At 63.5% G+C, this 23,772-nt stretch carries 16 protein-coding genes and 2 tRNA genes; 11 read left to right on the top strand and 7 right to left on the bottom strand.

The genetic code is table 11. The annotated features are described in order from the left end of the window. Positions 1-4: 4 nt before the first annotated feature. The 3 genes from F1609_RS24775 to F1609_RS24765 all read right to left on the bottom strand — a co-directional run bounded on the left by F1609_RS24775 (position 5) and on the right by F1609_RS24765 (position 2,510). A tRNA-Asp gene (locus tag F1609_RS24775) sits at positions 5-81 on the bottom strand. Between the two features lie 48 nt (positions 82-129). Then, a tRNA-Val gene (locus F1609_RS24770) sits at positions 130-205 on the bottom strand. 172 nt (positions 206-377) lie between these two features. Beyond that, positions 378-2,510, bottom strand: a complete 2,133-nt coding sequence (locus F1609_RS24765; protein WP_370661669.1) for a S9 family peptidase — start codon at positions 2,508-2,510, stop codon at positions 378-380. A gap of 105 nt (positions 2,511-2,615) precedes the next feature. On the opposite strand from F1609_RS24765, the gene F1609_RS24760 reads away from it, so the two are divergent. The 3 genes from F1609_RS24760 to F1609_RS24750 all read left to right on the top strand — a co-directional run bounded on the left by F1609_RS24760 (position 2,616) and on the right by F1609_RS24750 (position 9,035). Further along, a complete protein-coding gene (locus tag F1609_RS24760) occupies positions 2,616-3,899 on the top strand; it encodes a glycerate kinase type-2 family protein (protein ID WP_167079320.1) in 1,284 nt (427 codons plus the stop codon). A 344-nt stretch (positions 3,900-4,243) separates the two neighbouring features. Beyond that, complete coding sequence (locus tag F1609_RS24755) at positions 4,244-6,451, top strand: TonB-dependent receptor (protein WP_167079319.1); 2,208 nt, start codon at positions 4,244-4,246, stop codon at positions 6,449-6,451. Positions 6,452-7,214: 763 nt separating this feature from the next. Next, entirely contained in the window at positions 7,215-9,035 is a 1,821-nt protein-coding gene (locus tag F1609_RS24750) for a S8 family peptidase (RefSeq protein ID WP_167079318.1), read from the top strand. A 201-nt stretch (positions 9,036-9,236) separates the two neighbouring features. On the opposite strand, the gene F1609_RS24745 is transcribed toward F1609_RS24750, so the two are convergent. Both F1609_RS24745 and F1609_RS24740 read right to left on the bottom strand, forming a co-directional pair. Continuing rightward, positions 9,237-10,157, bottom strand: coding sequence for a lipase secretion chaperone (locus tag F1609_RS24745; RefSeq protein WP_229422043.1), 921 nt, complete (start codon positions 10,155-10,157; stop codon positions 9,237-9,239). Positions 10,158-10,167: 10 nt separating this feature from the next. Then, a complete protein-coding gene (locus tag F1609_RS24740) occupies positions 10,168-11,079 on the bottom strand; it encodes a lipase family alpha/beta hydrolase (RefSeq protein WP_167079317.1) in 912 nt (303 codons plus the stop codon). Positions 11,080-11,353: 274 nt separating this feature from the next. On the opposite strand from F1609_RS24740, the gene F1609_RS24735 reads away from it, so the two are divergent. From F1609_RS24735 to F1609_RS24725, 3 genes are all read left to right on the top strand, one after another. Next, on the top strand, positions 11,354-12,043 hold the full coding sequence (locus F1609_RS24735) for a TetR/AcrR family transcriptional regulator (protein WP_229422042.1): 690 nt from the start codon (positions 11,354-11,356) through the stop codon (positions 12,041-12,043). 122 nt (positions 12,044-12,165) lie between these two features. Beyond that, on the top strand, positions 12,166-13,239 hold the full coding sequence (gene dinB, locus F1609_RS24730; RefSeq protein WP_167079316.1) for a DNA polymerase IV: 1,074 nt from the start codon (positions 12,166-12,168) through the stop codon (positions 13,237-13,239). A 212-nt stretch (positions 13,240-13,451) separates the two neighbouring features. After that, complete coding sequence (locus F1609_RS24725; RefSeq protein ID WP_054265203.1) at positions 13,452-14,348, top strand: recombination-associated protein RdgC; 897 nt, start codon at positions 13,452-13,454, stop codon at positions 14,346-14,348. A gap of 171 nt (positions 14,349-14,519) precedes the next feature. Here F1609_RS24725 and F1609_RS24720 read toward each other — a convergent pair whose 3' ends face one another. Continuing rightward, positions 14,520-15,005, bottom strand: coding sequence for an asparaginase domain-containing protein (locus tag F1609_RS24720; protein ID WP_126074765.1), 486 nt, complete (start codon positions 15,003-15,005; stop codon positions 14,520-14,522). Positions 15,006-15,156: 151 nt separating this feature from the next. On the opposite strand from F1609_RS24720, the gene F1609_RS24715 reads away from it, so the two are divergent. After that, a complete protein-coding gene (locus F1609_RS24715; protein WP_167079315.1) occupies positions 15,157-15,921 on the top strand; it encodes an L-asparaginase in 765 nt (254 codons plus the stop codon). 128 nt (positions 15,922-16,049) lie between these two features. Here the strand turns inward: F1609_RS24715 and F1609_RS24710 are convergent, their stop codons facing one another. Further along, the gene (locus tag F1609_RS24710; protein WP_167079314.1) at positions 16,050-17,042 is read right to left on the bottom strand and encodes a D-2-hydroxyacid dehydrogenase family protein; all 993 of its coding nucleotides are present in this window, start codon (positions 17,040-17,042) and stop codon (positions 16,050-16,052) included. A 368-nt stretch (positions 17,043-17,410) separates the two neighbouring features. Between F1609_RS24710 and F1609_RS24705 the strand changes: the two genes are divergently transcribed. The 4 genes from F1609_RS24705 to F1609_RS24690 all read left to right on the top strand — a co-directional run bounded on the left by F1609_RS24705 (position 17,411) and on the right by F1609_RS24690 (position 23,704). Further along, positions 17,411-19,276, top strand: a complete 1,866-nt coding sequence (locus F1609_RS24705) for a phosphoenolpyruvate carboxykinase (GTP) (protein ID WP_167079313.1) — start codon at positions 17,411-17,413, stop codon at positions 19,274-19,276. A gap of 183 nt (positions 19,277-19,459) precedes the next feature. Beyond that, positions 19,460-21,124, top strand: a complete 1,665-nt coding sequence (locus F1609_RS24700; protein ID WP_229422040.1) for an MFS transporter — start codon at positions 19,460-19,462, stop codon at positions 21,122-21,124. A gap of 4 nt (positions 21,125-21,128) precedes the next feature. Continuing rightward, positions 21,129-22,331, top strand: a complete 1,203-nt coding sequence (locus tag F1609_RS24695) for an HlyD family secretion protein (RefSeq protein ID WP_167079312.1) — start codon at positions 21,129-21,131, stop codon at positions 22,329-22,331. Continuing rightward, the gene (locus F1609_RS24690; RefSeq protein WP_370661668.1) at positions 22,328-23,704 is read left to right on the top strand and encodes an efflux transporter outer membrane subunit; all 1,377 of its coding nucleotides are present in this window, start codon (positions 22,328-22,330) and stop codon (positions 23,702-23,704) included. The genes F1609_RS24695 and F1609_RS24690 overlap by 4 nt, the downstream gene beginning before the upstream one ends. Positions 23,705-23,772: the final 68 nt, after the last annotated feature.

Genomic DNA, 23,772 nt, shown 5'->3' with positions numbered 1-23,772 from the left:
ATGCTGGCGGAGCGGACGGGACTCGAACCCGCGACCCCCGACGTGACAGGCCGGTATTCTAACCAACTGAACTACCACTCCGTGTTACTCTGATCGGTACTGCTGATCATGATGCACCGTCTCTGATGGTGGTGGGTGCTGAGAGGCTCGAACTCCCGACCCGCGCCTTGTAAGGGCGCTGCTCTACCAACTGAGCTAAGCACCCGAAAACTTCGCTTACCTCAGAGACTGCATCCGACGTTTGTCACCACGTCTGAAGAGGCACGAATCATAGCCAGAGATCGGAAAGTGCGCAAGGGTTTTTGCGAAAAAAGTGAAAATTCCCGCAAAATTCCCCGCTTTTACCCCCGCTTCCGTTCCCATCGCCGGCCGGCCGCTTACTCCTTGATGCCCCACTGCGACAGCATCCACGCCATGTTGAAGGCGCTTTCCTTGACCGCGTTGTAACGCCCGGACGCGCCACCGTGGCCGGCGCCCATGTTCGTCTTGAGCAGCAGGTCATTGCTGTCGGTCTTGTGCGCGCGCAGCTTGGCGACGTACTTGGCCGGCTCCCAGTACATCACCTGGCTGTCGTTCAGGCCCGTGGTCACCAGCATGGCCGGATAGGCCTTGCGCTCGATGTTATCGTACGGCGAATAGCTGCGCATGTAGTCGTAGGCCGCTTTTTCGGTCGGGTTGCCCCATTCCAGATACTCGCCGGTGGTCAGGGGCAGGGTGGCGTCCATCATGGTGTTCATCACGTCGACGAACGGCACGGCCGCATGCACGCCGCGGAACAGCTCCGGGCGCATGTTGGCCACGGCGCCCATCAGCAGGCCGCCGGCGCTGCCGCCCTGGATGATCAGGTGGCTCGGGCTGGTCCATTTTTCCTTGACCAGGAAGTCGGCGGCGTCGATGAAGTCGTTGAAGGTGTTCTTCTTTTTCATCAGCATGCCGTCATCGTGCCAGGCCTGGCCCATGTCGGTGCCGCCGCGGATGTGCGCCTGCACCACGATCACGCCGCGTTCGAGCAGGCTCAGACGCCCGAGCGAAAAATTCGCTTCCGTCGGAATCCCGTACGAACCGTAAGACGTGAGCAGCATCGGCGCGCTGCCGTCGAATTTCACGCCTTTCTTGTAGACCGCCGACAGCGGCACTTTGGCGCCGTCGCGCGCGGTGACCCACAGGCGGCGGCTCTCAAAACGGCTGGCATCGTAGCCGCCCACCACCTCGACCCGCTTGAGGACCGTGCGCGCGCCGCTGGCCATGTCCACATCGAGCACCGTCGGCGGCGTCACCGGCGACTGGTAGGCCATGCGGTAGCTGGTGGCGTCGTAGGCGGGCGTGCGCGTGCGCGTGGCCATGTAGACCGGATCGTCGAACTGCACCGTCTTCCACGATTTGTTCTTGAAGTTGTAGATGCGCGCGCGGTTGAGCGCATTCGATTTTTCCATCACCACCAGGAAGTCGCGGAAGGCGTCGACTTCGCGCACCATCACCGCCTTGTCGTGCCTGACCAGCTCTTTCCAGAACCTGGGACCGGGCGTGGCCAGGGGCGCGCGCACCAGGCGGAAGTTTTTCGCATCCTTGTTGGTCGTGATGAACAACTCGCCGTTGCGGTGTTCGATGCCGTAGCGATGGCCTTTTTCGCGTCCCAGCACCGGGCGGAATGCGCCCTGCGGCTTGTCGGCCGCCAGCATGCGCGTTTCGCTGGTGTCGGTCGCATTCATGTCGAGCATGATGAATTTGCCGTCGCGCGAGGCTTCGACCTGCACGCTGAACTGCTCCACAGGCTCGTGATACACCTCGACCGGCGCGCTGCCGAGCGTCATGCGGAACACCCGGTCGGAGCGTTTGGTGGTGGCGTCTTCCTGCACGAAGAAGACGGTCTTGTTGTCCGCCGCCCAGGCTACCGAAGTGACGCGCTGCGCGCTGTCGGGCAGCAGCTTGCCGGTCTTGAGGTCCTTGACGTGCAGCGCGTACTGGCGAAAGCCCGTGGTGTCGGTCAGGTATACCATCAGCGCGTCGTCGGGGCTGACAAAGGTGCCGGCGACGGCGAAGAACTTCTGGCCTTCGGCCATCTCGTTCTGGTTCAGCAGGATTTCTTCAGGCGCCTTGTCGTCGTAGGCGAGGTTGGCGCCGGCCAGGCGGCGGCAGTTGATCGGGTACTGCTTGCCCGCTTCGAAGCGCGTGTAGTAGTAGTATTTTCCGGTGCGCGCCGGGACCGACAGGTCCACTTCCTGCATGCGGCCCTTGATTTCGGCGAACAGCTTGTCGGCCAGTGGCGCGATCGTGGCCGTCATCGCTTCGGTGTAGGCGTTTTCGGCGTCAAGATAGGCGATGACCTTGGGGTCTTCCTTCATTTGCAGCCAGCGGTAGTCGTCGGTGACGACCTCGCCGTGGCGCGTTTCCTGCCACGCGGCCTTGGCGGCGACGGGCGGCGCCGCGCTGTCGGCGGCAAAGGCGGGGAGGGTACTGGTCATGGCGATCATCAGCGCGGTGAGGATGGCGGGGATTTTTTGGGAAGGCACGAACGCTCCTGGAGGGTATTTTTGTGTCAGTATCATAGGCCGGCCGGCGCGAAAAAGGATAGCTCTTTTGCGCTGGCGCTACGACCCATTTTACCGAGGACCGGGATGAACCCAGCAAGCGCGCCGCACGCTCTACTTATGCATATGTTCCACAGTGCGCTGGCCGCAGTCGACCCGCTGGCGGTGCTGGCGCGGCACCTGCCCGAGCCGCCCAAAGGACGCACCATCGTCATCGGCGCCGGCAAGGCGGCCGCGCGCATGGCGCAGGCGGTGGAGCAGCACTGGGAGGGCGAGATCAATGGCCTGGTGGTCACGCGCTACGGCCATGGCGCGCCGACCCGCCAGATCGAGGTGATCGAAGCGGGCCATCCGGTGCCGGACCAGGCCAGCACCACGGCGGCGCAGCGCATGCTGGCGCTGGTGCGCGGCCTGAACGAGGACGACCTGGTGCTATGCCTGATGTCGGGCGGCGGTTCGGCGCTGCTGTCGCTGCCGGCGCCCGGCATCACGCTGGACGACAAACGCGAACTGACGCGCCGCCTGCTGGCCAGCGGCGCGCCGATCGGCGAGATCAATTGCGTACGCCGGCATCTGTCCGCGATCAAGGGCGCTCGCCTGGCGCTGGCCTGCCATCCGGCGCGAGTGATTACGCTGGTGGTGTCGGATGTGCCGGGCGACGATCCGGCGGTGGTGGCGTCCGGGCCGACCATCCCCGATGGCAGTTGCGCGGCCGATGCGCTGGCGCTGCTCGCAAAGTACGGCATCGCGGTGCCGCCGGCGGTGCGCGCGGTGCTGGACGATGCCACGCTGGCCGCACCGGCGTTGGATGATGTGCGCCTGCGCGGCAACCGGGCGGTGGTCATCGCCAGCGCCCAGCAGGCGCTCGATGCCGCCGCCGAGGCGGCGCGCACGGCAGGCTACACGCCGCTGATCCTGAGCGGGTGCATGGAGGGCGAGGCGCGCGAAGTGGCGATTGTCCACGCCGGCATTGCGCGGCAGGTAGCGGGCTACGGGCAGCCGCTGGCCGCGCCGTGCGTGATTTTGTCGGGCGGCGAAACTACCGTCACCGTGCGCGGTCAGGGGCGCGGCGGGCGCAACGCCGAATTCCTGCTGGCGCTGGCCGTCGCGCTCAAGGGCATGGCCGGCGTGCATGCGATTGCCTGCGATACCGACGGCATCGACGGCAGCGAGAACAACGCCGGCGCGCTGCTCGCTCCCGATTCGCTGGCGCGCGCCGCGCTGGCCGGCGTCGATGCGGCGGCGCTGTTGCGCGACAACGATGGCTACGGCTTTTTCGACGCGCTGGGCGACCTGGTCGTCACCGGGCCGACGCGCACCAACGTCAACGATTTTCGCGCCATCCTGGTGGAGGCGCCGGCGCATCGGTAGCACGCGACGCGCGCCGGATTGCCGGTATTTACCGGGCATCGCCACCACGATCCCGCTGCACAATCTTGGTGCGCGGATAGAGAATGAACCCGGCGAACAGTGGTTTATTGCAAAAAATGTTGCGTTAAGATCACGCGGACCGTGAACGTCCTTGCCATTCACATCAGTGATGGCAGAAAATACCGGCTTTATAAAGTCGGCAACACAGACATCGACAAGATGCGGTGCCGACGGCGTCCATCGCCGCGCCTTGGCAGCATGCGAGTACGTCCAGAAAAAGAGCAAAAGCAGGAGACAGGATTACCTTCGTCGTACGCTTCATCAACTTTTTCCAGGGAACTCGAATGATCAAGATGTCCAAGATGCACAAGCGCGTTATCGGCGCCCACGGCGCCGTGCTGGCCCTGACGGCACTGCTGCCGATCGCCTCGGCCATGGCCCAGGCCCAGGCCGCGCCGGAACTGCAAACCGTCACCGTGACCGCGCAGCGCCGTACCGAGAACATCAAGGAAGTGCCGGTCTCCGTCACCCTGCTCAAGGATGAAAAGCTCGACGTGCTCGTTTCTGGTGGACAGGACATTCGCGTGCTGGCCGGCAAAGTGCCGAGCCTGAACGTGGAATCGTCGAACGGCCGCACCTTCCCGCGCTTTTACATCCGCGGCTACGGTAACACCGACTTCAACACCTTCGCCTCGCAACCGGTTTCGCTGATCTACGACGACGTGGTGCAAGAGAACCCGATCCTGAAGGGCTACCCGATTTTCGACCTGGCCGGCGTGGAAGTATTGCGCGGCCCGCAGGGCACCCTGTTCGGCCGCAACACCCCGGCTGGCGTGGTCAAGTTCGAATCCGAAAAACCGAAGCTCGACAGCTTCGGCGGCTACTACAACGCTTCCGTTGCGACCCACAACACGGTCAATGTCGACGGCGCCGTGAATATTCCGCTGAGTAAAGAATGGGCGGCGCGCTTCTCGACCCTGCGCCAGCACCGCGACGGCTTCGTCGACAACACCTTTACCGGCCAGGAAGACGCGCTCGAAGGCTACAACGAGCACGCCGAACGCCTGCAAGTGCTGTACAAGCCGAACACGACCTTCAATGCCCTGTTCAATGTGCACCAGCGTTCGACCACGGGCAGCTCGCGTTTGTTCCGCGCGAATATCATCAAAAAAGGCACGAACGAACTGGTCGACGGTTTTGACGCCGACAAGATCGCCAACAACGGCCTGAACTTCCAGGCCCTGCGCACCAACGGCGCCAACGTGCGCCTGTCGTGGGACCTGGGTGCGGTCAAGCTGTACTCGATCACCGGCTACGAAGGCGTGGACCACTACCTGAGCCGCGGCGACATCGACGGCGGCGTGCCGAGCGGCCCGGGCGTGATCCCGTTCCAGGTAGAAACCGCCGGCGGCATCGGCGACGTCAAGCAATACAGCCAGGAAGTGCGCGTCGAATCGAAGAACAGCGGCCCGATGAACTGGCAGGCCGGCCTGTACTACTTCAACGAAGACGCCACTGGCTCGACCGACAACTACAACAGCACCAGCGGCGCGCAAACCTCGCGCCTGGTAAGCCACCAGAAGAACACCGCCTGGGCGGCGTTCGGCTCGCTCAACTACGTGGTCAGCGATGCCTTCAACGTGCGCGGCGGCTTGCGCTACACCAGCGACAAGAAGGATTTCAACACCGTCACGGCGTGGAACGTGGCGCAGATCGGCCCTGGTTCGGTGGGCGAGAGCAGCAACAAGGCCAACTGGGACCTGAGCGGCACCTACAAGCTGAACAAGGATGTCAACGTGTACGCCCGCGTGGCGACCGGCTTCCGTGCGCCGAGTATCGCGGCGGCCTCGGCTGCGGTACCGATCACCGTGGCCGACGCCGAAACCATCACCTCGGTGGAAGCGGGCGTGAAAGCCGACCTGTGGAACCGCCGCGCGCGCGTGGCCTTGAGCGTGTACGACTACCAGGTCAAGAACCAGCAGCTGACCGTAGTCGGCGGCAACTCGAACGTCAACCGCCTGATCAATGCGGCCAAGACCAACGGCCGTGGCGCCGAGCTGGACTTTGAAGGTTTCGTCACCACCAACTTCAAGGTGTCGGCGGGCGGCAGCTACAACTTCACTGAAATCCGCGATGGCAGCATTTCGGTCAACAAGTGCGCGCAGTGCACCATTACCGATCCGCTCAACGCCGCCGGCCGCGTCGTCATCGACGGCAACCCGTTGCCGCAGGCGCCGAAATGGATCCTCAACGCCACCGCGCGTTACTCGATGGAGCTGGGCGAAGGCCAACTGTTCGTGTTCACCGACTGGGCCTACCGCAGCAAGATCAATTTCTTCCTGTACGAAGCGAAGGAATTCACCGGCAAGCCGCTGGTGGAAGGCGGCCTGCGCGTCGGCTACACCTGGGACAGCGGCAAGTATGAAGTGGCCGCGTACGGCCGCAACATCACCGGCACCGAGCGCATTGTCGGCGGCATCGACTTCAACAACCTGACCGGCTTCACCAACGAGCCGCGTCTGTGGGGCATGCAGTTCAAAGGCAACTTCTAATACAGTTTGTCTGTGTGACAAAAAAGCCGCGCGCGATCGCGGCTTTTTTTCGTCAAACGGTTTAGGAGTCGTCCTAAGTTCGTAGGATTATACCGTCGCCGCCTGTCAGATTGCTGACCTAGGCGGAGTAAGCCAACGTCGTGCCTGCACGTCAGACTGCATGCCGCGATCATTGACGACTTTATACGTTAACGCCAGGCTTTTTCCCACAAGCTGCCCTCTCTGACAGAGTGAAATACGCTCTGCTGCGCCGAATTCCGGGCAGATTTTCGACAGAGTCTCTACACCTTGATTAGTAGCAACGAAACCATGCTCGCGTGACAGAGGCCGCATGAACTTTCGGCAGATTCCGACGGTCTACAGCATATTCACGGTAGCACAGGAAATTGTTCTGAATCATTCATCCGATCTCGACTTCCACCCGGGTTGCAATGTTCATTGCTTATCAAAAACTGTTCATTTTTAGACAATTAGCAGTCGAATGTTCAGAAATGGACAAAAATGAACGAATTTGCATTTGGAAAAACGCAACTATTGCCAAATTAACTTTGCTCGCGGAAAAATTTTTGGCTTTTTGTGTTGCGAAACAGCCGAATCCAGTTGGAAATTTCCAAAAATCGACATGAATCACAGTAATGTACAACGCTCGCTAACAAAAGGCGGGGCTACGTTGCAGAACAACGTGGAGACAATGGGAAGGCGACGGCCACGCGCTGCCACCTATCCTTTATAAAATGTTCATCGGAAAACTTAAGGAACGACAATGAAGCATTCGCAATCGAAGTACCCATCCTTTTTGACCTTCTGCGCAGCTGCCGTCATCACGGTCGGCCCGGTATTCGCCCACGCCAGCGTGCTCGATATCGAATCGAACGCGAAGATCGCCCCGGCGGCGACGACCACCGACCGCATGATCGTCAAGTACAAGGAAACCGGCCCCGTCGTGCCGGGCGCCTCCCTGATGGCAGCTGGCAAGGACCGTCTGGCGATCGTCCAGCGTTCGGGCCAGCAGTTTGGCCTGACCATGCAAGCGCTGCACACCACCGCCAACGGCGCCCAGATTCTCAAGCTCGACAAAAAGATGGATGTCAAGGACGTCGCTGCCATCGCCAAGGACCTGATGGAGCGCGATGCCAGCATCGAGTACGCTGAGCCCGACCGCATCATGCATCCGCTGTTCACCCCGAACGATCCGCGTTACGCGGAGCAGTGGCACTACGGCGACACCACCGGCGGCCTGCGCCTGCCTGCCGCCTGGGACATCTCGACCGGCACCGGCGTTGTCGTCGCTGTCCTCGACACGGGCTTTCGTCCGCACGCCGACCTGTCCGGCCAGTTCGTCGGCGGCTATGACTTCATCACCGACACCAAGATCGCCAACGATGGCAACGGCCGCGACGCCGACGCCAGCGATCCGGGCGACGCGGTCGCCGCCGGCGAGTGCGGCGGCGGCCGTCCGGTGCAGAGCCAGAATTCGAGCTGGCACGGCACCCACGTGGCCGGTACCATCGCCGCCAAGACCAACAACGGCGTCGGCGTAGCCGGCGTGGCGTTCAATGCCAAGGTCCTGCCGCTGCGCGTACTGGGCAAATGCGGCGGCTACACCTCCGACATCGCCGATGCGATCACCTGGGCATCGGGCGGCACCGTCTCCGGCGTGCCGGCCAATGCCAACAAGGCGCGCGTGATCAACATGTCGCTCGGCGGCGGTGGCGCTTGCGACACCACCACCCAGAACGCCATCAACGGCGCCCGTTCGCGCGGCACCGTGGTCATTGTCGCCGCTGGTAACGACAACGTGAACGTGAGTGGCTCGAGCCCGGCGAACTGCTCGGGCGTGGTGGCGATTGCCGCAACCAAGAAGGATGGCGGCCGCGCTTCGTACTCGAACTACGGCACCCTGATCGACGTGGCGGCGCCTGGTGGCGACACCGGCGGCCTGATCCTGTCGACCCTGAACGCCGGCACCAACGCACCTGGCGCGGATAACTACGCCAACTACGCCGGTACCTCGATGGCGACCCCGCACGTGGCTGGCGTTGCCGCGCTGATGCTGTCGAAAAATCCGGCGCTGACGCCGGATGACATCGAAAGCAAGCTGAAGTCGACCGCACGCGCCTTCCCGGCAACCTGCAACAGCTGCGGCACCGGGATCGTCGATGCGCTGGCGGCCGTGCAGTCGGCTGGCGGCGGCGGCACCACGCCACCGGCGGGAACCACCATCAACGAAGCGGAAGCGAACAACACGACCGCGTCGGCGAATGCGGTGACGGTCAGCGGCACGGTCGTCAAGGGCAATATGGGTTCGAGCACCGACTCCGACTACTTCGCTGTTCAACTGCCAGCGGGTAAAACCCTGTCGGCGGCAATGACGATCGGCAGCAGCAGCGCCGACTACGATCTGTATGCCTACAACGCGACGGGTTCGCAAGTGGCGCTCAGTGAAAACGGCGCCGGCGTAGCCGACAGCCTGAGCACCGCCAACACCGGCACCACCACCACCACCCGTTACGTCCGCGTGAAGTACTACAGCGGCGGCACGGGCGCCACCAGCGGCGCATACTCGCTGAAACTGTCGTGGTAATGTAAGTGACTGCGGCGGCCTGGCCGCTGCATGAAACAGGGGACGACCGGCTTGCTGGTCGTCCCCTTTTTTCATATCCGCCTGTTCGCCTTACTGGCCACCAAATTCGAAACCGCCTTCGCGGGGAAGACGGCGATGAGCGCTGCGGTTTGAAGGACGCCGTCGTCTCTCTGCCAATCGCTTGCGCAGGAAAGCCCCTACCTACTCATACGCCCCCAGCCTACGCTGTTCATCAGCCGAAAAATGCTGATCGCGCACCTGCTGCAGCACCGCTTCCGAGCCCGCTCCCACTGCCGCCTTCTGCGCCAGATACGTCTTGATGCGTCCCTTCCACGCCGCCTCTTCGCGATCCAGATCGGCCAGCCGGCCGGCCGCTTCCGGCGAAAACGCCGCCGCCCGCAAGCGATACACCTCGTCGTCGCCCGCACCCTGCTCGCGCAGCTTCTGCACCGACGCTTCCATCCGGATCACTTTGGTTGGCGCCTCGCGGTCTGCGCGCAGCGCGGCCGGCATGCGCTGGTCCAGTGCCGCCATCCGCTGTTCGCGCTGGACCGGCGTGAGGGCGCCATCCTGCTCGATGTCGAGCCGCGCCAGCGCATCGGCGTCGTACGCATCGCTGGCGCCGAACAGCCCCGCCGCCTCGCTGGCGCTGAAAAACTGCGGCCGCAAACGCTGCTTGAGCGCCAGGCGCGCGCGTGCCGATGTGGCCAGGTCGGCCTGCGGCGCCAAGGTCTTCTCGGCATCGGCCAGCGCCCGCTTGTAATCGAGATAGCTGGCCAGCAAGCGCTTGGCTTGCGCCGCCGGAGCGGGCGCGAAGCGGCGCTCGATCTCGCGCTCGATCTCGGCGCGGATGGCCTGCAAATCCTTCTCGCCCAGCCCGGCGAGGTAGTAGTCGAACAGATGTCCCAGTTCGGCGTCGATCACCAGCTGGCCATCGGCGCCCAGGCGCACATCGCCGTCCGGCCTGGTGCCTTCCATCGACCGCACGAACGCAAACGGGTCCGATGTGGGCGGCGGCGCCGCCGCGACGGCGGCCACCTCCGGCCTCGGATAAGCGGCCACCAGCAAAGCGGCCACCAGCGTGCCGGCCCCGATCCTCTTCCATTGCATGCGTGCGGTCATGGCAGCCTCCTTACAGACCGAGCGCCTGCAGGCGGTTCGCTTGCTGACGGAAGACCGTCACCGGACTGGTTTCGAACAGGTTCACGATGCCGATGAACTGGTTCACTTCATCGAGGTGGTTCATGGCATAGTCGTCGCGGATCACCCGTCCCAGGCGGCTCGAGCAGCTGCTGACCAGGCCATCGTTCTTGCCGCCGAACGCCGCGCCGGTGAGCGCCATGAACGGGTCGATCGCATCGAACACATTGGTGTAGGGCTGGGCCCCGCTCCACGAAAAATAATACACGCCGTTGACATGGTTGGCCCCTTCGCCGCAGGCGCTGGTCGGCACGCCTTGCGGATGGCGCTTGTTGAAGGCGGCCGCGCCGGCCGTGCTGAGCGAGGCGAGTGCGGCCGCGCCATCCCGCGGCAAGCCGGAACGGCCGGTGAGGAAGTCCATCAGCGCGGCCACGGCGTTGGCCAGCGCATTGCCCACTTCCGGCGCGTTGCCGGTCAGGATGTCGGCGATCTTCGAACCTTTGTTCACACCGGCTACCGAGCTGGCCGAGGCGACCAGGTTGGGTGCTACCGAAGCAACGTAGCGCACGGTCGGCCCGCCGTGGCTGTGGCCGATCAGATTGACCTTGGCGGCGCCGGTGGCGGCCATGATTTGTTTCACTTGCGAGAGCAGTTGTTCGCCGCGTACTTCGGTACTGTTGGCGCCCGAGACGGTGACGGTATAGACTTTGGCCCCGCCGCTGCGCAGGGCCGAGGGGATGCCGTAGAAGTACTCGACCGGGCCCAGCTTTTCGAAGCCGAACAGGCCGTGCACCAGCACGATGGGATACTTGGTTTGCGTGTAGCCCGCAGCCAGGGCCGGGGCGGGAACGACGAGGATGGCGATGAGAAAAACGGACAGGCACTGCCAAAAGCGATTCATCATTGTTGTCTCCATTGATGGTTTTTGTATGAAATGAACTACTGGAACCGGAGTTGCGCAGTTCAAGCTGCACATTCCTCCGGCTACCGGCAAACGCCCCTGCTTAGGCTGTTTTATGAATTAGAGCGAGCGCTCGGTTTTTTGAATGTAGCACTGGCGTATGCGGAAAGCATCGCGCAGTGCAGCATACGGAGGCCTTGTTTTGTGCTTTGAATTTATCTGTGGTTTTAACGAGCTATAATCATTCCCGAAACCAACTCTAGCGCTAGACGCAACTATGGAAACGCTGGTGTCCACCCGCTTCGACTTCGCCCAGTTTGAAAAGATGACGCCGCTCAATGGCGACACCATCTGGGCCTACCTTGTCGACCGTCACGCCGAGCGGATCGGCGTCAAGCGCCGCAAGCCGGCGCTGGAAAACATGGAACGCATTTTCGGCGCCACCTTCCGCCTGGCCAACGAAGTCGGCTTTCGCGCCATGAGCTTGCGCGACCTGTGCCGCGAGACCGGTTTGTCGATGGGCGGGCTGTACGGCTACATCGACAGCAAGGATCAACTGGCGGAAATGATCGAGGATGTGGTGCGGCATGCCAGCCAGGAATTGCCGCGCATGTTCCTGCACGTGCAGGCGCCGCTGGAAAGGCTGGAATCGCTGGTGCGCGCCACGATTTACCTGTCCGAAATCCTGCAGCCGTGGTTTTACTTCGTGTACATGGATTCGCGCGTGCTCAGTTTCGAGCAGCGCGGCATGGCGAAAAATTCGGAGTTGTCGATCCAGGCCGAGATTGCGGACATGATCGGCCAGCTCCAGCCGGTGCCGAGCGGCAAGCCGGACTTGCTGGCGGCGCACATCGTGGCGATGTTCCAGGACTGGTACATCAAGCGCTGGAAATACCGCGCTGCCAAGGTGCATGTGGACGATTTTGCCGATAGTACGCTGGCGATGATCCGCAGCCATCTGAGCTGACCTTTCGCGTCGTCTGCGTCAGCGGCGCAGACGACGCGGCCTTCCGGCTTGCAACAAATCCCATTTCAGTGAATACTGTATGCAATGACAGTAGTTGCCCCCAGCCGGGCACAGCGACCCGCGTGAACGCCCCAGCCCGAAAAATCATCCATTGCGACTGCGACTGCTTCTACGCAGCCGTCGAAATGCGCGACAATCCCGCCCTGCGCGAGGTGCCGCTGGCCGTCGGCGGCCAGCCGGGCCAGCGCGGCGTGGTGGCGACCTGCAACTACGAAGCGCGGCGCTACGGCATCCACTCGGCCATGGCCACCGCCCAGGCCATGAAGCTGTGTCCCGAGCTCGTGGTCATTGCACCGGCCATGGAAAAATACCGCATCGCCTCGCGCCAGATCCTGGCCATCTACGGCGACTACACCGACCTGATCGAGCCGCTCTCGCTCGACGAAGCCTATCTCGACGTGTCCGACTCGCCGCACTGCAAAGGCAGCGCCACCCTGATTGCGCAGGAAATCCGCAAGCGCATTTTTGACACGGTCGGGATCACCGCCTCGGCCGGCGTGGCGCCCAACAAGTTCGTGGCCAAGATCGCCAGCGACTGGAACAAGCCCGACGGCCTGTGCCTGGTGCGTCCGGACGAGGTCGACGCGTTCGTGGCCGCCTTGCCGGTCAAAAAACTGCACGGCGTCGGCAAGGTCACCGCCGCCAAGCTGAACAACCTGGGCGCGCAAACCTGCGCCGACCTGCGCAGCTGGACCATGCTCGAACTGCAACATCACTTCGGCAGCTTCGGCACCCGCCTGCATGACTTGTGCCGTGGCATCGACAACCGCTCCGTGTGCAACGAGCGCGAGCGCAAGTCGGTCAGCGTCGAGGAGACCTACACGCCGGACGTGCCCGACCTGCCGGCCTGCATCGCCCTGCTGCCGGAACTGTTCGACAACCTGAACGCGCGCATCGCCCGCGCCGGGGCCCAGAAAAGCGTGCAAAAATTATTCGTGAAGCTTAAATTTTCCGACTTTCACCAGACCACGGTGGAATGTGTTGGCACCGCGCCACACGTGGGGCAATACGCCAGACTGATGGAAACCGGCTACGCGCGCGGCAAGCAGCCTGTGCGCTTGCTGGGCGTCGGAGTCCGCCTGGGCGAGGCCGAAAACCTCGAACAGTTAAGCCTGTTCGCCGATGCGGACGTGTAAAATGTCGTTCCCTTCGCACAGATGATTTGTCGCGGACGACGCAAGTCCTGCCAAAAAAGCATCGACGGTTTGAAGTTCGACGGCGGCTCGACAGCGCTGACGTCAACGACATTCGCTCAATGAACAGGCCGTTACGCAGGAAGTGAGAGCGGTTTTGCGCGCCTTCCTGCTTCACCCCGCTGTAAATACTGACTCAAACAAGGTAAAGCACAATGTGGTTCAAGAATCTTCAGATTTACCGTCTCCCCGCACCATGGGCATTCACTCCTGAGCAACTCGAAGCGGCGCTGGCGCCCATGAGTTTTGTTCCGGCCACCAGTAACGAATTGCTGCGCCAGGGCTGGGATTCGCCGCGCAACAACGGCATGCTGGTGCACACCGTCAACAAGCAGATGCTGATCCTGCTGGGCACCGAAAAGAAGCTGCTGCCATCGTCGGTGATCAACCAGGTGGCCAAGGCCAAGGCGGCCGAACTGGAAGAAGCCCAGGGCTTCGCGCCGGGCAAGAAAGCCATGAAGGAACTCAAGGAACGGGTGGCCGATGAATTGTTGCCGCGCGCTTTCAGCATCCGCAGCAACACCTTCACCTGGATCGATCCGGTCAATGGCTGGCTGGTGGTCGATGCGGCCAGTCCGGCCAAGGCGGACGAAGTCATCAAGCTGCTGCTCAAAGCGGTCGACCGCATGCCGCTGGAAAGCCTGCGCGTGCAGCGCTCGCCGGTGGCTGTCATGACGGCCTGGCTGGAAACCGACGAAGCGCCGGTGGGTTTTACGATCGACCAGGATACCGAACTGCGCGCCACTGGCGAGAGCAAGGCGGCCGTACGTTACGTCAAGCATGCGCTGGAAGTGGACGATATCCGCCGTCACATCGCGGCAGGCAAGCAGTGCACGCGCTTGGCGATGACGTGGGACGACAAGATTTCGTTCGTGCTGACCGAGTCGCTGGCGATCAAGGGCATCAAGCCGCTCGACGTGATCAAGGAAAGCGATACCAGCACGCGCAACGATGAAGAGCGCTTCGACAACGACATGATGCTCATGACTGGCGAACTGGCCAAGATGATGAGCGAAGTGGTGGAAGCGCTGGGTGGCGAAGCGAAGGCGTAACCGGCACGGAAAGTCGAGCCGCTCACTGTAGCCGTTCGACATGCCGTTAACGCTAAGTAAGTGCGCAGGCGGGAACCCAAGTTCGATCTGTAGTTGCAGGCACCACCGAAATAACTTGGATTCGCGCCTGGGCGGGAAGTCGGCTTCGGCCGTCAAGCGCCGCCGACGTTTTCACAACGGCTGAAACACTCCCGCCGCGCGATTCTTGGTCACGTTATCCCACGTAAAAATCTGTCCGTTCATCGCCACATACACACCCGGCGGCAAGATTTGCGCGGCGGCACTCGCGCAGCCGAGGTTGAACAGCGCATCCGAATTCGCAATTTCGTACGGAATCATTGCACCAGTCAACACAATGCTTTTCCCGAGCGCGGCAGCGCCAAGCACGGCCGCCGTTTCCGGCATGGTATCGGTGCCGTGCACGATCACAATCGCCTTCTCCGGCGCCGCCTGGCAACTGGCCAGCACGCGCGCGCGGTCGGCGTCCTGCATGTCGAGCGAGTCGAGCAGGGGAAGCTGCTCCAGCTCAACGGGAACTGTCATGCGGGTACGCGCCAGCACCGCTGGCAGATGGCTTTCCGCAAAGCCGAGCTTACCGGTCAGTTCATCATAATGTTTATCGAAGGTGCCGCCGGTGGCGATGATGCGCAAGCTCATAGTGATCTGGAATTCGTAAAGAGAAGGTGCCGTATGATAACGTGTAAGGTCGGCGATGTCGAAGCGTGCAAACCAGAACGCGCATCTTGCCAGTGCGTTAGAATCGATGTCTGCGCATGAGTCCACTCATTTTTTTGTCCCTCAAAAAGCCATGAAAGCCCTTGCCCCAGGAACCGTTATTTTCCATCGCCATCGTGGCTATGGCGTCATCACGCACGTCAACCTGCTGACCGGCTGGATCTCCGCACGCTTCGGCAGCGAAGCGCGCACGCTCGACCTGAACCTGTCGACCGACGACGTGCAGCACGCCGATGGCGAAGCGATCCTGTTCCGGCGCGCACCGCCCGACCGCATGCCGCACGCGCGCCTGATGGCGATGGTGCGCGCACTGCACCAGGCCGGCTACGAAAAACTCTATCTCTACGCCTGGCCCAAGCCCTCGGGCCTGCACTGGCGCTGGCATTTGTTCACCGGCCAGCGCGACTGGATGCAGCGCCCCTGGCGCGAGGGCTGGTACGGCTCCGGCGCCGACTACAACGTCAACCCGGTGATGGGCTGGGGCGATTCCCCCGGCGCCACAACCGATGAGCTCGTTACCGCGCTGGCCCGTTTCGACCCGCAAGGCCTGGCCCAGGCGCTCGGCCGCGACGAAGACCACACCGCGTGGTTTGAAGGCGCGTGCGAGCTCCTGCTGCCTGGCTATATGTACAGCCTGAACATGGAGCGCTCCGACACGGGCGGTTTGCAGGATGCACCGCCGGTGCCGGTTATTCCCGTGCGCGCCAGCTTGCCAGCCTACGATGGACCGGCGCTCGGCTGGCCGCCTGGCTGGGCCGGCCTGTGGACACGCGCGCATGTCGTGCCGGCACCGCCGATCGATATTACCGGTGAACGCAGGCTGCGCGAGCCGTCGTAGCGGGCGGCAGGGTTATACCGGGCACCTGAGACACCTCCCTGCGGCGCGACCTGCGACACCGGGGTCAGACCCCCAACAGAAAAACCGGGGTCTGACCCCTTGGAAAAGCCGGGGGGCTGACCCTGGCGCTACTTCTTTTGCAACGCGTCCGGGTTCAAAATATTGGATGGCGCGCCGTTCGCAAAGTTCAGTACATTTTCGAACGCGGTGCGGAAATACAGCTCGTAACTATCTTTCTCCACATAGCCGATATGCGGCGTTGCCAGCACGGTCGGAATGCGCAGCAGCGGCGCGTCCGGCGCCAGCGGCTCGCTGGTGAACACGTCGATGGCCGCATTGCCCGGCCGCCCCAGCCGCAGGGCCGTTTCCAGCGCATCCGCTGCCACCAGCTCGGCGCGGCTGGTGTTGACGAACAGCGCATCGGGCTTCATGCGCGCCAGGTCCTCGGCAGTGACGATGCCACGGGTGCCGTCGGCCAGCCGCAAGTGCAGGCTCAGCACGTCGGCGCGTTCGAAGAATGCTTCGCGGGTGGGCGCCGCCTCGAAGCCATCGGCCACCGCCGCTGCGCGGCTGGCCTCGCCACCCCAGACCAGGACCTGCATGCCGAAGGCCTTGCCGTAGCCGGCGATCATACGTCCGATTTTGCCGTAGCTCCAGATGGCCAGCGTCCGGCCCTTGAGCGTACGCCCCAGGCCGTTAAGAAGCGGGTTGACCGAGGCCGTTTGCCACAGCCCGTCTTTCAGATTATTCGCGTAAGGCACGATCTTGCGGCTGGCCGCCATGATCAGCGCCCAGGTCAGCTCGGCCGGCGCCACCGGTGAGCCGACGCCTTCGGCAATCGCCACCCCGCGCGCGGTGGCGGCGGCCACGTCCACATGCCCGGCCAGCTTGCCGGTCTGCGAAATGAGCTTGAGGTTCGGCAGTTTTTCCAGCAATCCAGCCGGAAACGCCGTGCGTTCGCGAATCAGCACCAGCGCCTCGAAGGGCGCCAGGCGGATGCCCAATTGCCCCGCGCCCCGGGCCGAACTGTTAAATATTTTGACATCGTGACCGTCGAGCAGCTTGAAGCAGTCGAGCTGGCGCACCGAGTCCTGGAAATCATCGAGAATAGCTATTTTCATGGGAGATGGCAGAAGTTAAATAAATCTTCGTAGGTAAATAACAGGATACGGAATATTCGAAATAGCCTACTACATTGGTCAACTATTATTCCTACATTTTTGGCCTTTTAGCATTTAAAAGCGGTAATAGCGGGTGTACAATCGCCCCCTAATTTCGGGATTTGTCCGCGTGCGTGGCCTCGTTTTCCGGCCCCCCGCAAGTCCCCGCACTACCGTTCCACCAGCCTCGCCGTCATCGAGGTTGTCGACATGACCGCCGTATCGCCGAACCTTTCTTAGCGAATGGATTCTTGAGCGCAAGCTGAAACGCTGACGACGATCCTGCCGTGCCGGGACAAGAAAGAATTCTTATTGGCATTGGAGGTACTATGAATCAGCCCGTGATGGGTGGCGTTGCTACACTGAACGTCCCAGCTTACATCAAACATCAAAAGCTTATCAATTGGGTCAGTGAAATTGCTGCCCTGACGAAGCCGGCCCGCATTGTCTGGTGCGACGGCTCGCAAGACGAGTACGACCGCCTGTGCGCCGAGATGGTGGCGGCCGGCACGATGAAGAAGCTGAACCCTGAAAAGCGTCCGAATTCCTATCTGGCGTGTTCCGATCCAACCGACGTGGCGCGCGTGGAAGACCGCACTTACATCTGCTCGGCCACCAAAGAGCAGGCCGGCCCGACCAACAACTGGATGGCCCCTGCGGAAATGCGCACCACCCTGAACGGCCTGTTCGACGGCTGCATGGCCGGCCGCACCCTGTACGTGGTGCCGTTCTCGATGGGCCCGCTGGGTTCGCCGATCGCCCACATCGGCGTCGAGCTGTCCGACTCGCCTTATGTGGCGGTCAACATGCGCATCATGACGCGCATGGGCAAGGCTGTGTATGACGTGCTGGGCGCGGACGGCGAGTTCGTCCCCTGCGTGCATACCGTCGGCGCACCGCTGGCCGCCGGCCAGAAAGACGTGGCATGGCCATGCAACCCGACCAAATACATCGTTCACTACCCTGAAACCCGCGAAATCTGGTCCTACGGTTCCGGCTACGGCGGCAACGCGCTGCTGGGCAAGAAGTGCTTCGCGCTGCGCATCGCCTCGAACATGGGCCACCAGGAAGCCCAGGCCGGCGGCACCGGCTGGCTGGCCGAACACATGCTGATCCTCGGCGTTGAGTCGCCAGAAGGCAAGAAGCACTACGTCGCGGCGGCCTTCCCATCGGCCTGCGGCAAGACCAACTTCGCCATGCTGATCCCGCCGGCGAGCTTCGGCGGCTGGAAAGTGACCACCATCGGCGACGACATCGCCTGGATCAAGCCGGGCGCCGATGGCCGCCTGTACGCGATCAATCCGGAAGCCGGCTACTTCGGCGTGGCGCCGGGCACCAACACCCGCACCAACTCGAACTGCATGGCCTCGATGACCGAGAACACCATCTTCACCAACGTCGCGCTGACCGACGATGGCGATGTCTGGTGGGAAGGCCTGACCAAGGAAGCGCCGTCGCACCTGATCGACTGGCAGGGCAAGGACTGGACCCCGGCGTCCGGCACCAAGGCCGCGCATCCGAACGCGCGCTTCACGGTGGCCGCGACCCAGAACCCGGTGATCGACGCCGCCTGGGACGATCCTGCGGGCGTGCCGATTTCGGCCTTCATCTTCGGTGGCCGCCGTTCCACCACCGTGCCGCTGGTAACCGAAGCGCGCAACTGGGTCGAAGGCGTGTACATGGCCGCGACCATGGGCTCCGAAACCACCGCCGCCGCCGCCGGCCAGATGGGCATCGTGCGCCGCGACCCGTTCGCGATGCTGCCGTTCATCGGCTACAACATGAGCGACTACTTCCAGCACTGGCTGGGCATGGGCAAGAAGATCGAAGCCATGAACCCGGCCGCGCTGCCGAAGATCTACTGCGTGAACTGGTTCCGTACCGATGCCGAGGGCAAGTTCGTCTGGCCTGGCTTCGGCGACAACATGCGCGTGCTCAAGTGGATGCTGGAACGCATCGAAGGCAAGGCGGGCGGCACCGAGAACGTGTTCGGCACGACCCCTGAGTTCGCCGACCTGAACTGGGACGGCATCGACTTCACGCAGGAGCAGTTCGACACCATCACCTCGATCGACAAGGAAGCTTTCAACGAAGAGCTCAAGCTGCACAACGAGCTGTTCGAGAAGCTGGCCTATCACCTGCCGCAAGAATTGGTGGAGACCAAAGCCACGCTCGAGAAGCGCCTGGCTGCATAAGCCCCTTGGGCCCGGCGCAGACCGGATGAAAAAGCGCGTCTCCGGACGCGCTTTTTTTTCGTCCCGCACGCTTGCCGGACCGGCGCGCTACAGCGGCTGGCAATTTATCTTATAATTTTCCCATTATCAATCCCAGAGCCGATGCGCTCGACATCGCCGGCCCGTCGCCCGGAGTCCGCCAGCATGGCAGCAGCGCCACAGTACCTGAAACCGACTCCCGCCTGGGAAGAGCACGAAAAACCGACCATGCCGGGTTCGGCGTCGATGCCCTGGCATCCGCCCCACATCCGCTTTGCCTACGCCTGCGTGGCGCTGCTGGTCGGCATTACTGGGGGCCTGGGCAATGCGCTGGTGTCGGCCAACCTGCCGGCCATCCAGGGCACCCTGGGCCTGACCCCGGCCGAAGCGGCCTGGCTGCCGGCCGCCTACATCATGGTCAACGTGACGTCGAACCTGATGGTGTTCAAGTTCCGCCAGCAGTATGGCCTGCGCCTGTTCGCCGAAATCGGCCTGTCGCTGTACGCCTTCGTCACCCTGCTGCACCTGATCGTCGGCGGCTTCGAGATGGCGATCCTGGTGCGCGCCGCCAGCGGCCTGGCCGCCGCCACCACCAGTACCCTGGCCATGCTCTACATGCTGCAGGCCGCGCCCAAAAAATATACCGGCAAGATGCTGGTGCTCGGGGTGGGTATCGCGCAGATTGCCACGCCGCTGGCCTGGCTGATGTCGCCGGCCCTGCTCGACATGGGCCAGTGGCACAACCTGTACCTGTTCGAAGCGGGTCTTGCCCTCTGCTCGCTGGCCGCGGTGGTGGTGCTCAAGCTGCCGCCGGGGATTCACATCAAGGTGATCGAGCCACTCGACTTCCTCACCTTCGCGCTGGTGGCGCCGGCGGTGGCCATGATTGTCGCGGTGCTGGCGCAGGGCTTCACGCGCTGGTGGTTCGATACGCCCTGGCTGGCCTACCTCCTGATCGCCGCCGTGCTGCTGTTGACGATCGCGCTGTTCATCGAGCACCACCGCGCCAATCCGCTGATCCAGACGCGCTGGCTGATGATGGGTCCCACCATCCGCTTCATGATCGGGGCGTTTTTGATCCGCTTTTTGACGTCCGAGCAGACTTACGGCGCGGTCGGCCTGCTGCGCACCCTGGGCATGGGCCCGGACCAGATGCAGCCGCTGTTCGCGGTCATCCTGGCCGGGACGATCATTGGCATGGTCGCCAGTTCGATCACCTTCAGTCCCAAGACCGTGATCCCGCAGATCCTGTTGTCGATCCTGCTGTTCGGCGTGGCCGCCTGGCTCGATTACGGCCGCACCAGCCTCGATCGCCCGCACGACTTCTTTGTGAGCCAGTTCCTGGTGGCGCTGGGCGCGGGCATGTTCATGGGGCCGATGATCATGATCGGCATCATGCAGGCGCTCAAATTCGGCGCCGACCACGTGGTCACTTTCGTGGTCATGCTGGCGATGACGCAAAGCCTGGGCGGCTTTACCGGCGCCGCCGCGCTCAGTACCTACCAGCTGCACCGCGAGCATGTGCATTCGACCGAGATCAACGCCCAGCTCAACCCGGCCGACCCGGTCGTCGCGCAGCGCCTGCGCCTGCAGCAGCAGGTCTACCAGGGCGTCAACACCGACCCGGCCCTGCGCGCCGCCCAGGGCGTGGGCCAGCTCGCGCAAATCAGCCGGCGCGAGGCCAATGTCCTCGCCTTCAACGATGTCTTCGCCCTGAGCGGCGTGATCGCCATCCTCTTCCTCGGCTGGTCGCTGATCAACGCGGTGCGCCTCGCGCGCCGCCAAAAGCGCGAAGCCGCAGCCTTACTCAACCAGGCACCTGCCAGATAAAAATATGAGCAATCCACTTCCTCCTTCGAGCAGCGAACGCGCTGTCGACACTCCCGCCGACGAGGCCAATCCGCCAGTACCGGGCGACTCCAGCAACACCGCCGCGCCGATCCCGCCGGCCGCCGTGCCGGTCGCTCCCGCACCTCCACCCAAGTACATCAAGCCCAAGCTGTGGACCGTGGTGCTGATGGCGTTCGTCGCGCTGGTCGGCATCGTGCTGATCATGTGGGCATGGCGCCTCGGCCCTTTCAACAGCACCCTGGTCCAGACCGACAACGGCTACGTGCGTGGCCAGATCACGGTGCTTGCGCCGCAGGTCAATGGCTACGTGGCCGAAGTGCTGGTCAAGGATTTCCAGTTCGTCAAAGCCGGCGCGCCGCTGCTGCGCATCGACGACCGCATCTACAAGGCGCGCGTGGAGCAGGCCGAGGCCCAGCGCGACGGCGCCATCGCCGCACTCGATAACTTCACCCAGACCCAGGCCCAAAACCGCGCCCGTGGCGGCGCCGCGCGCGCTACCCTGGTGGCGGTGCAGGCCGAGCGCAATCGCGCCAGCGCGGAACTGGGACGGGTCGAGGAACTGGCGGCCAAGGGATCGGTATCGCTCAATGAGCGCGACCGCGTGCGCATGACGACCCAGCTGGCCGGCGCCAATGTGCTCAAGGCCAAGGCCGATATCGCGATCGCCGAAGAAACCGTCAAGGCCACCACCGTCTCGCGCGGGGGCCTGGAAGCGCAGGTCAAGACGGCCGAAGCGCAGCTGGCGCTGGCCAAGATCGATTTATCGAATACGGTGGTCAAGGCCCCGCGCGACGGCCAGGTGAGCGAAGCGTCGGTGCGCCTGGGGCAGTACGTCACGGCCGGCTCGCAACTGCTGTTTCTGGTGCCCGACAGCATGTGGATCGTGGCCAACTTCAAGGAAAACCAGACCTGGAAAATGCGCATCGGCCAGCGCGCCACGTTCACGGTGGATGCGTTCAACGGTGCTGTCTTGACAGGGCATATCGAACAGATCGCGCCGGCCACCGGTTCCGAATTTTCCGTGCTGCGCGCCGATAACGCCAGCGGCAATTTCACCAAAGTGGTCCAGCGACTGCCGGTGCGCATTGCCATCGATGCGAACCAGGAACTGGCCAAGCGCCTGCGGCCCGGCATGTCGGTGATCGTCAAGGTCGATACCGTCGGCGCGGCGGAGCAGCAGCCGTGAGGCGCCGCGTCTTCCTCGCCACCGGCGTGGCCTGCGGCCTGACTGCCTGCATGCCGGCCCTGCGTCCCGCGCCGCCGCTCTCTAAAGTGACGGTGCCCGATGCGTGGCGCGACGGCCCGGCCGGGTCAGCCGCGGTCGATCCGCAATGGTGGCGCGCCTTTGGCGATCCGGCGCTTACCGCGCTGGTGGAAGCGGCGCTGGCGCACAACACCAGCGTGCTGGCCGCCGTGGCCCGCGTCGACCAGGCGCGCGCGCTTGTCACCGTGGCCGATTCGGCGGCGCTGCCGGCCGTGAACGCGGTGCTGGGCGCGGCTTCCGCACGCGCGCCGGCCGGTGCGGGCCTGGTCAATTCGCGCTCGCTGCAACCGGAACTGCAGGCAAGCTGGGAGCTCGACCTGTTCGGCCGCCTGCGCGAGCAGTCGCGCGCGGCCTCGCTGCAGTACCAGGCCAGCCAGGCCGAACGCGATGGCGTGGCGCTGTCGGTGGCGGCCAGCACGGCGCAGGCGTACGTCGGTTTGCTGGCGCTGGACGCCCAGTTGCAGATCACCAAAGGGACGGCGGCCTCGCGCGCCGAAGCGCTGCGCCTCGCGTCCGACCAGGCGCGCGTGGGCTACACCTCGCAGCTGCAACTGACCCAGGCGCAAAACGAAAACGAAACGGTGCTGCAAGCGATTCCTGAACTGGAACTGGCCATCCGCCGCCAGGAAAACGCGCTGCGCGTGCTCACCGGCGAGCTGCCCGGCGCGGTGCTGCGCGAACGGCACTTCCAGGACTTGCCGGTGCTGCCTGCGCCGGCGTCGATTCCGTCCAGCCTGCTGGCGCGCCGGCCCGACATTGCGCAGGGCCAGTTGCTGCTGGCCGCGAGCGACGCCAATCTGGCGCTGCGGCGCGCCGATTTTTTGCCGCACGTGACCATCAGCGCCAAATTCGGCAGCCTGTTTACCAACGGGCGCGATTACGATCCGGTGACCTTGTGGACCCTGGGCGGCAGCGTGCTGGCGCCGGTCTTCTCCGCCGGGCGCCTGACTGCGCAGGTCGATGCGGCCACCGCGCAGCGCGACCAGGCGGCGTTTGCCTACCGCGGTGTGGTGCTGACAGCCTTCAGCGAAGTCGAAAACGCCCTCGCTGGCGTGACGCGCCTGCAAACCCAGATGGAACACGCGCAGAAGCGCCGCGACATCCTCACGCGCACGCTGGACTTTGCCAAAGACCGCTATCAGGCCGGCTATGCCTCGTATCTGGAAGTGCTCGATGCGCAGCGCAATCTGTACCAGGTCGAGCTCAACGCGGTGACCCTGCGCCAGAACCAGGTGAACAATATGGTGGCGCTGTACCGCGCGCTGGGCGGCGGCTGGCGCGCCGGGGCGCAGTAACACGCGTCAACCGAGTCTCGCGCACGACTGATACAGCGCAAACCCGGGGCGGTGGCGGTGGCTGGAAT

The organism is Massilia aquatica (genome assembly GCF_011682045.1).
GTDB classification, from domain to species: Bacteria; Pseudomonadota; Gammaproteobacteria; order Burkholderiales; family Burkholderiaceae_D; genus Telluria_A; species Telluria_A aquatica.
This window is presented reverse-complemented; position numbering and strand designations above follow the sequence as displayed.